Genomic DNA, 14847 nt, shown 5'->3' with positions numbered 1-14847 from the left:
TCATGAACACACCTGGCATAAGCGCCTACTGGCAGTGCCTGCGCGGCATCGTGCTGCGCGAATGGCTGCGCTTCGTCCTGCAGCGCACGCGCTTTCTCAGCGCCCTGGTGCGCCCGTTGCTGTGGCTGCTGGTGTTCGCCGCCGGCTTTCGCGCGGCCCTGGGCATCGCCATCATCGAGCCCTACGACACCTACATTCCCTACGAGGTCTACATCATCCCCGGGCTGGCCTGCATGATCCTGCTGTTCAACGGCATGCAAGGATCGCTGTCGATGGTCTACGACCGCGAGATGGGCAGCATGCGCCTCCTGCTCACCAGCCCCCTGCCCCGGCCGTTCCTCTTGGCCAGCAAGCTGCTGGCCACGGCCCTGGTGTCGCTGTTGCAGGTGTATGCCTTTCTCGCCATCGCCTGGCTCTACGGGGTGCAGCCGCCGGCCCTGGGCCTGCTGGCGGCGCTACCGGCACTGTTGCTGGTGGCGCTGATGCTCAGCGCCCTCGGGTTGCTGCTGTCCAACGCCATCCGCCAGTTGGAGAACTTCGCCGGGGTGATGAATTTCGTGATCTTCCCGCTGTTCTTCCTGTCTTCGGCGCTGTACCCGCTGTGGAAGATGCTCGAGGCCAGCCAGTGGCTGTATTGGCTGTGCGCCATCAATCCCTTCACCCACGCGGTGGAACTGGTGCGTTTTGCCCTGTACCTGCGGTTCAACCCCCTGGCCCTGGCGGTGTGCCTGGGCCTGACCCTGGTATTCGCGCTGCTCGCGGTCGCCACCTTCAACCCGCAGCACGCCGCCCTGCGCAAGAACACCGCCTAGGTTCTGCTGATGAAAAACCTCCGCAGCCGCTGTCGAGCCCTGGGCGAGGCGGCGCAAAGGGCCGAAGGACTTTCCAGGGTTCCGAGAACCGGCACCTGGCCGCGCATGAAACCCCGTGGATGGCCCTGACGGAGCGTGCCAGCAGGCTTGGCGTCACCTGAACAGCCGCAGCAGCGACTACCGACAAGCGCAAGAACGTCGCCCAGCCAGGACCTACGACTTTGGTACTGCTTTTGCTGTCGATGGTCGCATTCCCAAGTACCCGGCCCTGGCATGTAATGGGCCCATAACGACAAGGATAAAAGCCATATGCCACGTGCCTTGCAAACCCTGGCCACGCTGTGCCTGAGCCTGGCGCTGGGCAGCGTCCAGGCCGCCGACCCGCTGTTTTCCGCCGAGGGTTATCGCACCGGCCTGTATCGCAGCCCGACCCCGCTGCACATCGAGGCGGCGCAGATCGTCGACACCCAGGCCTTGCAAGGCCTGCTGCAAGAGCACCCGGCACCGCTGCTGATCGATGTCTATCGCCGGCAATGGCTGCAAGGCCGCTTCATCGACAGCGAACCCCACGCCAACCTGCCCGGCAGCCACTGGCTGGCCAATACCGGCGACGGCGAGCTGACGCCCCAGTGGCAGGACTACTTCAGCCAGCATTTGCAGCGCCTGAGCCAGGGCGACCGCCAGCGAGCGCTGGTGTTCTATTGCCGCGCCGATTGCTGGCTGAGCTGGAACGCGGTAAAACGCGCCGCAGCCCTGGGCTATAAAAATATCTACTGGTACCGCGACGGGCTGGATGCCTGGGAAGCCGCCGGGCTGCCCGTGGTGGCGGCCCAGCCCGAGCCCCTGCCCTGACGATGCCTGGCTCAAGTGTCCCCATAACCACAATAACGAGGTGAAAGGCCGTGTACAGAATCCTGATAGCCGATGATCACCCACTGTTTCGCGAAGCCATCCACAACGTCATCAGCGACGGTTTCCCCGGCAGCGAGGTGATGGAGACCGCCGACCTGGACAGCGCCCTGGCCCTGACCCAGGACCACGACGACCTGGACTTGATCCTGCTGGACCTGAACATGCCCGGCATGCACGGCCTCAATGGCCTGATCACCCTGCGCAACGAAGCACCGACCATCCCGGTGGTGATCGTCTCCGCCGAGCAGGACAAGCAGATCGTGCTGCAGGCCATCACTTATGGTGCCGTGGGGTTCATCACCAAGTCCTCGCCGCGCTCGCAGATGACCGAAGCCATCGAGCAGATCCTCAATGGCAACGTGTACCTGCCGCCGGACATCATCCGCACCCAGAAGAGCTCGCCAGGACGGCGCAGCAGCGAAGCCCCGAGCTTCCCGCCGGAGCTGTTGCAGGCCCTGACCCGCAAGCAACTGCTGGTGCTGGAGCGCATGACCAAGGGCGAATCCAACAAGCAGATCGCCTACACCCTGGACATCGCCGAGACCACGGTGAAGGCCCACGTCTCGGCGATCCTGCGCAAGCTCAACGTACACAACCGGGTACAAGCAATCCTCAGCGCCGGCGACATCGATTTCGGCGCCTACCTGCGCCGCTAGCGGCAAGCGGCAAGCGGCAAGCGGCAAGCCTCAAGCTCGGGGCTTACAGCTTGAAGCTTGCCGCTGCTTCATGAGGTGGCTGATAGCGGTCTTGAGTTTCATCGGGCGCACCGGCTTGTGCATCAGGGTGTGGCCCAGTTCGCGCAGTTGCTGCTTGAGGTCGTTGCTGTAGTTGGCGGTGATCATCATCGCCGGGATCGCCAGGGCGCGCCGGGCGTTGATCCGCGCCACGGCGTCGATGCCGTTGCGCTGCTGGTCCAGATGGTAGTCGGCGATCAGCAGGTCGGCCTCGGCCGGGTAGTCGTCCACCTGGCGCGCCAGGTCTTCCTCAGACAACGCCGTGACCACCTGGCAGCCCCAGCCTTCGAGCAGGGTGCGCATGCCGGCGCAGATCGCCGCATCGTTATCCAGCACCCAGATCCGCGCACCCTGCAAACGCTCCAGCGGCGCCGCCCGCCCTTCCAGGTACGGAGCCGGTGGCGGCGCGCTGGCGCTGATCGGCACTTGCACGCTGAACACCGAACCGCGTCCCGGCCAGGAACGCACGTCGATGCGGTGGCCGAGGATCCCGGCGATTTTCTCGACGATGGCCAGCCCCAGGCCCAAGCCCCGGTCCTGGTCGGGACGCTGTTCATCACCGCGCTTGAACTCCAGGAAGATCTCCTCCAGCCGCTCGGCGGCGATGCCCAGGCCACTGTCCCAGACCTGGATCGACAGCCAGCGGCCCTGGCGCCGGCAGCCCAGCACCACGCGGCCCTGGCGGGTGTAGCGGATGGCATTGCTCAACAGGTTGCGCAGGACCCGCGCCAGCAGCTGGATGTCGCTGCGCACCAGCGCCGAGCAGGCCACGAAGTGCAGCTCCAGGCCCTCGCTGCGGGCCACCTGGGCATATTCGGCGGCCAGGTTGTCCAGCAGCTCGCCCAGGGCGAAAGGTGCGACGTCGGCCTTGATCACCCCGGCGTCCAGCTTGGAGATGTCCACCAGGGTGCCCAGCAGGTTTTCCACGTCCTCCAGGGAATTGCTGACATTGCGCACCAACGCCTGGCTCGCCTCGGGATCGCGGCGTTCGAGCAAGGCGCTGGTGAACAGGCGCGCGGCGTTCAAGGGTTGCAACAGGTCGTGGCTGACCGCGGCGAGGAACTTGGTCTTCGACAGGTTGGCCCGCTCGGCCTCGCCCTTGGCCTCGCGCAGGCGCGATTCGACCCGGCTGCGCTCCTCGATCTCGCGCAGCAGTTGCTGGTTGAGGGTGGTCAATTCGGCGGTGCGCTCGCGCACCCGCAGCTCCAGGTTCTGGTAGGCCTGGTGCAGGGCCTCGGCGGTGCGCCGGCGCTCGGTGATGTCGCGGATCAGCACGAAGATCCCCACCACCTCGCCGTTGGCCAGGCGGTTGGGCACGTAGGAGCGCAGCATGTAGCGCTCTTGATGGTTGATGTTGGTCTCGGGGAACTCGAAGGTCACGCTCTCCCCCGCCAGCGCCCGGGCGATGTAGGACTCCAGGCGCTGGTAGTGCTGCTCGCTGTGCACCTCGCGCAGGCTCTGGCCGAGCATCACGCCCCGGGGCCAGCAGTACCACTGCTCGTAGACCTTGTTGGTGAACTCGTACACCAGGTCGGCATTGAGGTAGGCGATCAGCGCCGGCACCTGGTCGGTGATCAGGCGGATCCAGCGTTCGCTCTCGCTCAGGGCCTCGGCATGCTGGTAGCGCTCGGTGATGTCGGTGAAGGTGTTGACGAAACCACCGGTGGGCAGCGGATGAGTGCGGATCTCCAGGACCCGGCCATCGCTCAGGCGCTGCTCGCACTCATGGATCGGCCGACCATTGGCATCACGGCTGTCAGGGCTGAGCAGGCTCAGTTCGCTGTCACCGATGACCTCGGCAAACAAGCGGTGCGCGGCCACCGGTGCCAACCCGCTGAGCTCCAGGAAGCGCCGGTTCCACAACTCCAGCACGCCCAGGGCGTTGACCATGGCCACGCCCTGGGACAGGTTGTCCACCGCCCGTTGCAACAGGTGGGATTTTTGCGCCACCGCCTGCTCGCGGCGCTGGGTCTCGCTGTGCTTGACCTCGGTAATGTCGGTGAACAGGATCACCCGCCCACCCTCGCGGGTCGGCCGTTCGCTGACCTGCAGCCAGCGGCCGTTGTGCTGGCGATACAACAGGTGTTCGTCAGCGCCGCTGCGCGGCTCTTCGCTGAACAGCCCGGTGCTGGTCAGCAACCGCCGGACCTCGGCCAGGCGCATGCCGGCCATGATCCGCACCCGGCTGTGGGCCCAGAAGGCGCGAAAGCGACTGTTGAACAGGACGATGCGCTGCTCCTGGTCGAACAGCACGAAGGCGTCGGAAATGCTCTCGATGGCATCGATCAGGTGCTGGTGGGCGGTCTCGGCCCGCATCCGCGCCTCGCTGAGCAAATGGTTGCCGGCCTTGAGCTCGGCCATGGCCTGGTTCAGTGCGTCGGTGCGTTCGCGCACCTGTTCGGCCAGCACCACCGAGTGCTGGAACGCCGCATAAGGATCGTTGCCCCGGGTGATGCCGGACTCGACCCGCTCGATCAGCGCGTCGTTGATCCGCCGCAGCTTGCGGTTCTCCCGTTGCAGGCAGTCGATACGGGCTTGCAGTTCAGCGACGGGCCGCAGCCCGGCTGCGAGCAATGGCGACCCCGGTGAAGGTCTGGTTGATGTGCATGCCATTGAACTGTTCTCCGTAGGTGTTGAACCCCATCACCCGCTGCTCGCGCAGGAAGGCGCCGATACGCTCCAGGCCGCCCTGGTCTTCCAGTTCCAGGCGGCGCAGGAAGCAGTCGCAGCCGATGGTCAGCAGCAAACTGCCCAGGCGCTGTTGCAGGCCGTCGAACAAGGCTTGCAAGTTGGGCAGCAACGGCCCCGGGGTCATGGCGGTGAGGACGATGCCGTTCTCCACCGCGCAGTAGAAACTCAGGCTCAGGTCCGGGTGCACCTGCTGCACCGCACGCACGTAGTAGTGCTGGTTGATCCGCACCGCCAGCGGATGGGCGGCGAACACCCGGTGATCGAGGTGCGCCAGCGGCACGCCGATCAGCCGTGCGTATTCCTCGGCGGCCGGCTCGGCGTTCAGCTCGTAGACTCGGCGCAAGGTGCTGTCGACGCCGGTGACCACCAGTTTTTCCGTCCGGGGCTGGATGTGGTGGGTGGTGAACACCTCGAAATCCAGCCAGGTATTGACCAGCACCACCACCGCTGCACCGCTGTGGAATTCACCGCCGAAGTACACGTGGGTGTGGGTCAGGTAGTTGTCGTCGCCGGCCGAACCGCCGAAATGCGGGATATCGCCCAGGGCCGCGCTGAGGGCGGCCAGGACCATTTCCTCACGACTCGACAGGCCGTCCAGCAGGGTCAGGGCGAAAGTGTTGCCCTTGATCGGCGCCAGGGTGTTGCTGCGACAGCCGCCCACCAGGCGCTCGACCATGCGCTGGGCGTCGATCAGGCTGAAATGCTCCATCTGGTCGATCAGCTCGGCGGCGATGGAAAAGTGCCGATAGTCGAAACCGATGGCGGTCACGCAGTTGCGCCCGTAGCCCTGGGGCGTGATTTCCCCGGCGCTGGTGCAGCCCACCAGGGGGATACCGCCAAAGCCCTGCTGCAGGGCCTGGCCGAGGGCTTGCAGCGGGTACTCGGCGGAGCAGAAGAACAGCACGAAGCCCAGGTGCGGATGCAGCAGCTGGCGGGCCAGGTCCTGGGCCACCTGCTGCGGATCGCCGGCCTGGGACATGGCGCTGACCACGCCCTCGCTCTGGGCTTGCTGCATCGTCGCCTCCGGCGCGGGATTGTCTGAGGGATGAGTGTACGAAGCCGGCCCCGGGGCACGAATGCTACTTGGGTAGCGGGTGGCCGGTTCCATGGGCGTAGGCTGCGCCTTCCAGCGCGAGCGCACTTGCGCACCACAGGATTCTCACAATCGGCCGCAAGAACAGACGCACACCGCTTGCGGCTACCCACTTACGGCTTGCAGCTGGCAACTTGCGGCTTGCCGCTGCCGTTACCAGGTCAGCACTGCGCCTACGGCGAAGGTGTTGGTGTCTTCGTTCTGGGCGCTGCCGCGATGGCCGTCGATCTGGAACTGGTTGTACTCGGCCACCAGCTTGAGGTTGTCGTTGATGTCATGGAACAGCGCGACGCCGCGCGTCTGGTAGTCGGCGCCGCTGCCCACCACGCCGTTGCCGTCGTCACGGGTCTTGCCGTAGGACAGCGCCAGGCGGTTCTTGCCCAGCTTGTACGAGCCCTGCAGCAGGTAGCCGCGGCTGTCGACATTGCGCAGGGTGGCCTTGCCGGCGTTGTTGGTGAAGAACGGGTTGATGCCCCTGGCCTGGAACCCCGAGCCGGTCAGGGACAACCCGCCCAGCTTGGCTTGCAGGCCGTAGCCCAGGCCCTTGGAGGTCACCGAGCGCACCTCGGGGTCGGTGTTGTCGGAGGTCTGGTAGCTGCCGTTGAGCCAGCTGTAGAACTTGGCCCCGCCCAGGTCGAACTGGTAGGTGATCTCGCTCTCGGTACGCGGGTTCTTCTGGTAGGCCTTGCCCAGGGTGCTGCTGTCGTTGGTGTCCACCGGGTCGAGGATGCCCACCGCCACCCGCAGGCCGTCCATCAACGGGCTGCGGTAGGTGATCTGCGAGGTGGGAAAGGGATAGGGATAACCGCTGCCGATATTGCCGAACGACACCCCGCCGCCATCCACCAGCCCCAGGCTGTCGCTGACCTGGCCATAGCCTGCGAGCATCTCGTCGAGCAGGATGTTGGAGCGGGCGAACAGGCCGAAGTCCTTGCCGATCAGCACTTCGCCCCACTCCGGGTTGGCCACGGTGCCGTAGAACTGGCGCACGTCGATGGCGGTGTCGGTGCCGTTGTCCTGGCTGTCGTTGATGGTTACCCAGAACGAGGCCCGGGCGCCGAGCTTGAGGTCGTCCACCTGCTTGCCCATGTTGAAGCCCAGGTAGTTGGGCAAAAAGCCCATCTTCACCCGCGCCTGGCGCCGGTCGTACTGCTCGCCGGCACGGTCGACCTTGCTGTTGACGTAGAAGGCGTTGACGTAGCCGTCGGTGGAAAAGGTGGTCTGGTCCTTGTCGTAGAGCATGATCTGGGCCTGGGCGGCATTGCCCAGGCCGAGGGTCGACAGGCCGGCGATCAGGGCCGGGAACAGAGGGTGCTGGCGATTCTTATTGTTGTGCATGGCGCGCTCCGCATTCGGGGGACGAGATGTCGGAGGCGATTATCAAAAGGCGCCGCAAGCGCCCATAGGCTGCCTTGGAGGCAAGTGGCCGGTGCTTTGGTGGGGCAGCAGGGGAGCGGCCGTTTCGATCCACGACCAGCCCCGCTACCGGCCCCCTACCTGGAGTAACACCAAGGGCTCATGGACCCGGATGCGAAGGGATGAAGCCCTTAGTCGTCGCCCGCCAGGCCCCGCAGCCGCGCCAGTTCGGCGGTGGTAAGTGGAATGCCCTCTTGCAGGGATCTGGCCCGGGTGCGGTAGCGCCGGTCACCGGGCAGGCGCTCCAGGCCCACGGCCTGCATCTGCTGTACCAGCTCCTGGCTGCGCTGGGCGAAGCGGCCACCGCCGCAGTGGCTGGGGTCGATGACGATCAGCAACTGGCCGGTCCAGGGCGTCTGTGCCCCGGGATGCCGGGACCAGTCGAACTCGAAGGAGAAGTTGCCTCCGGTCAGCGCCGCCGCCAACAGCTCCACCATCATCGACAGCGCCGAGCCCTTGTGCCCGCCGAAGGGCAGCAAGGCGCCGCCGTCGAGGATCGCCGCCGGATCGCAGGTGGGCTGGCCGTCACGATCCACCCCCATGCCCTCGGGCAGCTGCTCACCCTGGCGCTTGGCGATCTGCACGTCGCCATGGGCAATGGCGCTGGTGGCCAGGTCGAAGACGATGGGCTCGGCGCCTTCGCGGGGCGCGGCGAAGGCAATCGGATTGGTGCCGAACAACGGCCGCTGGGCACCGTGGGGCACCACGCAGGTCATGCTGTTGACCAGGCTCAGGGCCACCAGGCCCTCTTCGGCGAAGGGCTCGACATCCGGCCAGAGCGCGGCGAAGTGATGGGAATTACGGATCGCCAGCACCGCGATCCCGGCGCTGCGGGTCTTGCTCACCAGCGCCTCGCGGGCCGCCGCCAGGGCCGGCTGGGCAAAACCGCCTGCGGCATCCACCGCCACCACGCCAGGGGCTACATCCTCCACTTGCGGCACGGCCTGGCCATCGACCCAGCCGCTGGCCAGGGACGACAGGTAGCCGGGAATGCGGAACACCCCGTGGCTGTGGGAGCCATCGCGCTGGGCCCGGGCGCAGTTGTCCGCCAGGACCCGGGCCACCTCGGCGCTGGTGCCGTGGCGCAGGAAGATACGTTGCAGAAGATGGGTCAAGGCCGGCAGGTCGAGGTACTCGCTAGCGGCCTGCGCCAGGGGGGCGTCGGACATGGGTGGCTCCATTGGAATTGTTATTGGAAGGCGCCTGACTATCGCGTCACGACAGTTAACTGTCAAATGTTGACTTAATGACAGAAAACATTCATTTTCCGTTGTCAACGGCCAATAACAATGAAAAACCATGAGCCAATCCATCAAACAACGCCTTGAAAGCAGCCTGCCCAGCGCCACCGCTTCAGGCCGGGCAATCGCCAGCTACATGCTGGCCAACCTCTACGAGCTGCCGTTCCAGACTGCCGCCGACATTGCCGAGAAACTCGGCGTCAGCGAGTCCAGCGTCGGGCGCTTCTGCCGCGCCATCGGCTACAGCCATTTCAAGGATCTGAAGAACGACCTGAAGAACGACCTCGGCGAGGGGCCGTGGCTGGTGGGCGATCGCTTGCAGGAGTTCCGCCAGCAGCCCAGCCCCACCGGCCAGGGCCTGCCACGCAGCTTCGAGCTGGAAGTCGGGGCGTTGATGAAGGTCTATGAATACAGCCTGACCCCGGGCTGGGACCAGGTGGTGCAACGCCTGGCCAGCCGGCCGCGGGTGTTCGTCGCCGGCTTCCAGACCGAGCGCGGCATCGCCGCCTCCATGGTCCATCTGCTGCAATACCTGCGCGACGGCGTGCAGCTGGTGGACGGTTCCGCCGGGCACTTCGCCGAGGTGCTGCTGGCCCCGCCCGCCGACTGCGCGCTGGTGGTGTTCGAAGCCCGGCGCTACTCGCGCCACGCCCTGGCCCTGTGCCACAAGGCCCGCGAGGCGGGGATTCCGGTGACCCTGGTCACCGATACCTTCTGCGACTGGGCCGAGCAGAACGCCGACGAGGTGTTTCGCGTGCCCACCGAGTTCAACCTGTTCTGGGAGTCCACCGCGGCGATGCTGTCGCTGGTGCACCTGCTGGTCAACCAGGTGTGCAAGCACCTGGGGCCCGAGGTGGAAAAGCGCCTGGAAGCCACTGCCGCCCTGCATAACGAGTTCGTTGGCTACACATCCTCCACCCGAGCAAAACAATAAATAATCGAGGTGCTCCATGAAAAACGTCGTTCGCTTCGCCAGTGCCTGCGTCATGGCCGTCGCCGCTACCGCGGCCCAGGCCGAGGTCTTGAAGATCGCCACCGAAGGCGCCTACCCGCCCTTCAACTACGTGGACTCCAGCAACCAGCTGCACGGCTTCGACGTGGACATCGCCAACGCCCTGTGCGAGCGGCTCAAGGTGCAGTGCCAGATCGTCGCCCAGGACTGGGAAGGCATCATCCCGGCGCTGATGGCCAAGAAGTACGACGCCGTGGTGGCCTCGATGATCGCCACCGACGAACGCAAGAAAAAGATAGCCTTCACCAACCACTACTACCGCACCCCGCTGTCGGTGGCGGTGCCCAGGGACTCGGACATCACCGATGCCCAGACCGACTTCAAGGGCCGTACCGTGGGCGCGCAATCGTCCTCGACCCAGGCCATCTACGCCGAGGACCACTACGGCCCGGCCGGGGCCGACGTGAAGTTCTACCCGACCCTGGACGAAGCCAACAGCGACCTGGCCGCCGGGCGCATCGACGGGGTGATCGCCGACAAGTTCCCGCTGCTGGCCTGGGCTGAAAGCGCCGGCAAGGATTGCTGCAAGATCATCGGTGACGTCAACGGCACCACCGCCGACGCCTCGATCGCCGTGCGCAAGGAAGACAACGCCCTGCGCGAGCGCCTGAACCAGGCCCTGGACGAGATCGTCGCCGACGGCACCTACAAGAAGATCTCCAGCCGCTACTTCGCCTTCGACATCTACTGATCCGTCGCCACGGTGCCGCGCCGCCCTGGCGCGGCGCCTGGCTGCACGAAGCTTTGCGCAAGAGGGTCCGAGCATGTTCGAACAGCTGTCTCTTCTTTCCCTGGCCAGCGGCGGCTGGGGCTCGGCCTTGTTGGCCGGAGCCCTGGTGACCATCGCCCTGGCACTGGCCTGCGTGCCCATCGGCCTGCCCCTGGGGCTCGCCGTGGCCCTGGCCGCCCGCTCGAAAAACCGCTGGGCGCGGGCCTGGGCCACCAGCTTCTCCACGGTGTTTCGCGGCCTGCCGGAGCTGTTGACCCTGCTGATCATCTACTACGGCTGCCAGATCGCCGCGCAGAAGATCCTCGGTGCCCTGGGCTACCCCGGCGAGGTGGCGATCAATACCTTCGTCGCCGCGATGATCGCCTTCAGCCTGGTGTTCGCCGCCTTCTCCAGCGAGATCTGGCTGGCGGCGTTCAAGACCCTGCCCAAGGGCCAGTACGAAGCCGCCAGCGCCCTGGGCCTGTCGCGGCGCACCACCTTCAACCAGGTGCTGCTGCCGCAACTGACCCGCATCGCCCTGCCGGGCCTGTCCAACAACTGGCTGTCGCTGCTCAAGGACACCTCGCTGGTATCGACCATCTCCCTGGTGGACCTGATGCGCCAGACCAACCTGGCGGTCAGCGTGACCAAGGAACCGATGCTGTTCTACACCGTGGCCTGCCTGGGCTACCTGTTGTTCTCGGCGTTGTCCGGGCAGTTGTTCGGCTTTCTCGAACGGCGCTTCAGCCGCCATCAACGGAGCCTGCAACCATGAACCTGGATCAATGGCTGAACCTGGTGCTCAACCAGGAACTGCTGGAGCGCTACGGCCCGCGCTTTATCGACGGCCTGCTGGTGACCGCCAAGCTGGTGGCGATCTCCTTCAGCCTCGGCGCCCTGCTGGGCCTGCTGATCGCCCTTGGGCGGCTGTCCGGCAACCCGCTGCTGCGGCGCTTTACCGGGGCCTATGTGTACTTCTTCCGCGGCTCGCCGCTGCTGGCCCAGCTGTTCATGCTGTATTACGGCCTGGGCTCGTTCAAAGGCTTCTGGCAGGACATGGGGCTGTGGTGGTTCTTTCGCGAGGCGTGGCTGTGCACCCTGCTGGCCTTCACCCTGAACACCGCCGCCTACCAGGCGGAGATCCTGCGCGGCAGCCTGCTGGCGGTGGCCCAGGGGCAGCGTGAAGCCTGCCAGGCCCTGGGCCTGTCGCGCTGGACGGCGTTTCGCAAGGTGATTTTGCCGCAGTCGCTGCTGGTGGCCGTCGGGCCTTTGGGCAACGAGCTGATCCTGATGATCAAGGCCAGCGCCATCGCCTCCCTGGTGACCCTCTACGACCTGATGGGCGTGACCAAGCTGGCCTTCTCCCGCAGCTTCGACTTCCAGATCTACCTCTGGGCCGCGGTGCTGTACCTGGTGATCGTCGAAGTGGTGCGGCGCAGCCTGAAATACCTGGAAGGCCGTCTCGGCCGGCACTTGAACTGAACCCTTGGGAGCCCGCGCACGGCCCCCCGCAGTAAGGATAGAACCATGCATTGCCAGACCATCGTCTTGGGCGCCGGGATCGTCGGCGTCAGCACCGCCCTGCACTTGCAGGCCCGTGGCCGCGAAGTCGTGCTGCTGGACCGCCAGCCGCCGGGCAACGGCACCAGCCACGGCAACGCCGGGCTGATCGAACGCGCCAGCGTGATCCCCTACGCCTTCCCCCGGGAAGTGACCAAGCTTTTGCGCTACGGTCTCAACCAGCAATCGGACGTGCGCTACAGCCTGCGCCACCTGCCCAAGGCCGGCCCCTGGCTGCTGCAATACTGGCGGCACTCCTCGCCCCTGGGCCTGGCCGCCGCCACCCGCGCCATGCTGCCGCTGATCGAACAATGCGTCAGCGACCACCTGGCCCTGGCAGAGCCGGCGGGCATGCTCGGGCTGATCCACGACGGCGGCTGGCTCGAAGCCTTCAACGACCAGCAAGCCTTCGACAGCGCCCAGGCCGCCGCCGCGGACCTGGCCCAGTACCAGCTCAACTACCGGGTGCTGGACCGCGAGCAGATCCACGCCCTGGAACCCGGCCTGCACGGCGACGTGGTGGGCGGCCTGCACTGGCTCGATCCCAAGACCGTCAGCGACCCCGGCGGCCTGACCCGCGGCTACGCCGAACTGTTCAAGCAGCGCGGCGGCCGCTTCGTCATCGGCGATGCCCTGAGCCTGGCCCAGGTCGAAGGCGGCTGGCAGGTGCACAGCGAACACGGCCCGATCAGCGCCCAGGAAGTGGTGGTCGCCCTCGGCCCGCAAGCCGCAGGCCTCTTCGAGCCCCTGGGCTACCGCATCCCGCTGGCGATCAAGCGTGGCTACCACATGCACTACGCCGCCCTGCCCGGCAACGAACTGCGCCACCCGATCCTCGACCCGGTGGGTGGCTACGTGCTGGCGCCGATGGTGGGCGGCATTCGCCTGACCACCGGCATCGAGTTCGCCGACCCGGACGCGCCGATCAACGAAATCCAACTGCGCCGCTGCGAAACCCTGGCCCGGCAGTTCTACCCCCTGGGCGAGCGCGTCGACGCCGAACCCTGGCTGGGCCGCCGCCCCTGCCTGCCGGACATGTGCCCGGTGATCGGCCCGGCGCCGCGCCACCCGGGGCTGTGGTTCAACTTCGGCCACGCCCACCACGGCCTGACCCTGGGCCCGGTCAGCGGTCGCCTGCTGGCGCAACTGATGACCGGCCAGACACCCTTCACCGACCCTGCCCCCTATCGCGCCGAGCGCTTCAACTGACCGTCGGAGACCTGCCATGCTGACCCAGACCGCCCCGCTGTCCGCCGTGCCCGAACCCGCCGCCCGCACCACCATCGACCGCCGCGAGGTGGTAATCGATATCGCCGGGCTGAACAAGTTCTACGGCGCCTTCCACGTGCTGCACGACATCGACCTCAAGGTCCGCCAGGGCGAACGCATCGTCCTCTGCGGGCCTTCCGGCTCCGGCAAATCGACCTTGATCCGCTGCATCAACCGCCTGGAAATCGCCCAAAAGGGCCAGATCCTGGTGGACCGCACCGACCTTGCGCAAAACACCCGCGAAGCGGCCAAGGTGCGCAGCCAGGTGGGCATGGTGTTCCAGCACTTCAACCTGTTCCCGCACATGAGCGTGCTGGACAACTGCACCCTGGCCCCCATGACCGTGCGCGGCCTATCGCGTAAAAAGGCCGAAGAACTGGCCCGCAGCTTCCTGGCCAAGGTCGGCATCGAAAGCCAGGCCGGCAAATACCCCAGCCAACTGTCCGGGGGGCAGCAACAACGCGTGGCCATCGCCCGGGCGTTGTGCATGGAACCGAAGATCATGCTGTTCGACGAACCCACCTCGGCGCTGGACCCGGAGATGGTCAGTGAAGTGCTGGATGTGATGGTGAAACTGGCCGACAGCGGCATGACCATGCTGTGCGTGACCCATGAGATGGGGTTTGCCCGGCAGGTGGCGGAGCGGGTGTTGTTTCTGGATGGTGGGCGGATTGTGGAAGATGCGCCGCCGGAGGCGTTTTTTGCGGCGCCCAAGAGTGAGCGGGCGAAGGCGTTTCTTGCGCAGATTGTGCATTGAGGTGGGGGCAGGTTCGTTGCTGCGGGTGTGGCGGCGTCCTGCAACGAGTCAGGTTGGAGTTCCAGACTGAGCTAGGGGCTCCGCGAACTTACTGTGGCGAGGGAGCTTGCTCCCGCTCGGTCGCGCAGCGGTCGTAAAACCTGAGGTTGCGGTCTTTTTAGTGTACATATCCATTGCTGCGGTCACGGCGGCTTAGGGTTCCGCTCTTACAGCGGGTCACTTTGGAAAGAGCCCAAAGTAACCAAAGGCTCTCTGCCCCTCCACTCGGTGCCTCGCCTAGGCTCGGCATGCCCTCACTCCGGCATTGATCCGTGGGCCGCCGCCACAGGCCATCCATGGCCTGGGGCGGCTAACCCGGCATCCCTGCCGGGTTACCCACGGCTCAATGCCTGCGTTCGGCCATCGTGTTTAAGGGGGCAGGCAGATCAAAAGTCAAGGCAAGAGCAAAAGCAGACGGCGGCCTACCGGCCGGCCTGTTTAATCGCCGTTCGCGTTCCTTGTAGGAGCTGCCGAAGGCTGCGAACGACTGCGAAGCGGGCGCACGGATCTCAAAGGTGGCGTTTATTTATCTGATTCAGTCAACAACCGAATTCGACCTCTGCCCAAGCCCAGCAGTAACACCGGAATCTGCCAGGGCAAAA

13 protein-coding genes are annotated in these 14847 nt (G+C 65.8%); 9 read left to right on the top strand and 4 right to left on the bottom strand.

Features of this window, described 5'->3' with window-relative positions; translation table 11 throughout:
• Positions 1-17: 17 nt before the first annotated feature.
• The 3 genes from I9018_RS12575 to I9018_RS12565 all read left to right on the top strand — a co-directional run bounded on the left by I9018_RS12575 (position 18) and on the right by I9018_RS12565 (position 2380).
• Positions 18-812, top strand: a complete 795-nt coding sequence (locus I9018_RS12575; RefSeq protein WP_185702034.1) for an ABC transporter permease — start codon at positions 18-20, stop codon at positions 810-812.
• 309 nt (positions 813-1121) lie between these two features.
• Positions 1122-1664 (top strand): PQQ-dependent catabolism-associated CXXCW motif protein, encoded by a 543-nt coding sequence (locus I9018_RS12570; RefSeq protein ID WP_185702018.1) that lies wholly within the window; start codon positions 1122-1124, stop codon positions 1662-1664.
• A gap of 50 nt (positions 1665-1714) precedes the next feature.
• Entirely contained in the window at positions 1715-2380 is a 666-nt protein-coding gene (locus tag I9018_RS12565) for a response regulator transcription factor (protein ID WP_022643626.1), read from the top strand.
• Between the two features lie 30 nt (positions 2381-2410).
• Here the strand turns inward: I9018_RS12565 and nahK are convergent, their stop codons facing one another.
• The 4 genes from nahK to I9018_RS12545 form a co-directional block, all read right to left on the bottom strand.
• Positions 2411-5071, bottom strand: coding sequence for a hybrid sensor histidine kinase/response regulator NahK/ErcS' (gene nahK, locus I9018_RS12560; protein ID WP_241109641.1), 2661 nt, complete (start codon positions 5069-5071; stop codon positions 2411-2413).
• A complete protein-coding gene (gene nosP, locus I9018_RS12555) occupies positions 5001-6164 on the bottom strand; it encodes a nitric oxide-sensing protein NosP (protein ID WP_241109640.1) in 1164 nt (387 codons plus the stop codon). The genes nahK and nosP overlap by 71 nt, the downstream gene beginning before the upstream one ends.
• 231 nt (positions 6165-6395) lie before the next feature.
• Positions 6396-7580 (bottom strand): porin, encoded by a 1185-nt coding sequence (locus tag I9018_RS12550; protein WP_068584353.1) that lies wholly within the window; start codon positions 7578-7580, stop codon positions 6396-6398.
• A gap of 209 nt (positions 7581-7789) precedes the next feature.
• Positions 7790-8827: an Ldh family oxidoreductase gene (locus tag I9018_RS12545; RefSeq protein WP_241109639.1), complete on the bottom strand. Its 1038-nt coding sequence runs from the start codon at positions 8825-8827 to the stop codon at positions 7790-7792.
• A 130-nt stretch (positions 8828-8957) separates the two neighbouring features.
• Between I9018_RS12545 and I9018_RS12540 the strand changes: the two genes are divergently transcribed.
• From I9018_RS12540 to I9018_RS12515, 6 genes are all read left to right on the top strand, one after another.
• Positions 8958-9833 (top strand): MurR/RpiR family transcriptional regulator, encoded by an 876-nt coding sequence (locus I9018_RS12540; protein WP_241109638.1) that lies wholly within the window; start codon positions 8958-8960, stop codon positions 9831-9833.
• Positions 9834-9849: 16 nt separating this feature from the next.
• Positions 9850-10602 (top strand): transporter substrate-binding domain-containing protein, encoded by a 753-nt coding sequence (locus tag I9018_RS12535; protein ID WP_085596458.1) that lies wholly within the window; start codon positions 9850-9852, stop codon positions 10600-10602.
• 73 nt (positions 10603-10675) lie between these two features.
• Positions 10676-11395 (top strand): ABC transporter permease subunit, encoded by a 720-nt coding sequence (locus I9018_RS12530; RefSeq protein ID WP_022643620.1) that lies wholly within the window; start codon positions 10676-10678, stop codon positions 11393-11395.
• Positions 11392-12102 carry an ABC transporter permease subunit gene (locus tag I9018_RS12525; protein ID WP_241109637.1) on the top strand — a complete coding sequence of 237 codons (711 nt, stop codon included), beginning with the start codon at positions 11392-11394 and terminating at the stop codon, positions 12100-12102. Before I9018_RS12530 ends, I9018_RS12525 begins: the two co-directional genes overlap by 4 nt.
• Before the next feature lie 45 nt (positions 12103-12147).
• Positions 12148-13389 (top strand): FAD-binding oxidoreductase, encoded by a 1242-nt coding sequence (locus I9018_RS12520; RefSeq protein ID WP_241109636.1) that lies wholly within the window; start codon positions 12148-12150, stop codon positions 13387-13389.
• Positions 13390-13405: 16 nt separating this feature from the next.
• Positions 13406-14206 (top strand): amino acid ABC transporter ATP-binding protein, encoded by an 801-nt coding sequence (locus tag I9018_RS12515; RefSeq protein WP_241109635.1) that lies wholly within the window; start codon positions 13406-13408, stop codon positions 14204-14206.
• Positions 14207-14847 lie beyond the last annotated feature (641 nt).

This window comes from Pseudomonas sp. MPFS, assembly GCF_022537035.1.
Taxonomy (GTDB): domain Bacteria; phylum Pseudomonadota; class Gammaproteobacteria; order Pseudomonadales; family Pseudomonadaceae; genus Aquipseudomonas; species Aquipseudomonas sessilinigenes.
Note: the sequence above shows the minus strand (reverse complement) of the source record. Positions and strands in the feature narration are given on the sequence as shown.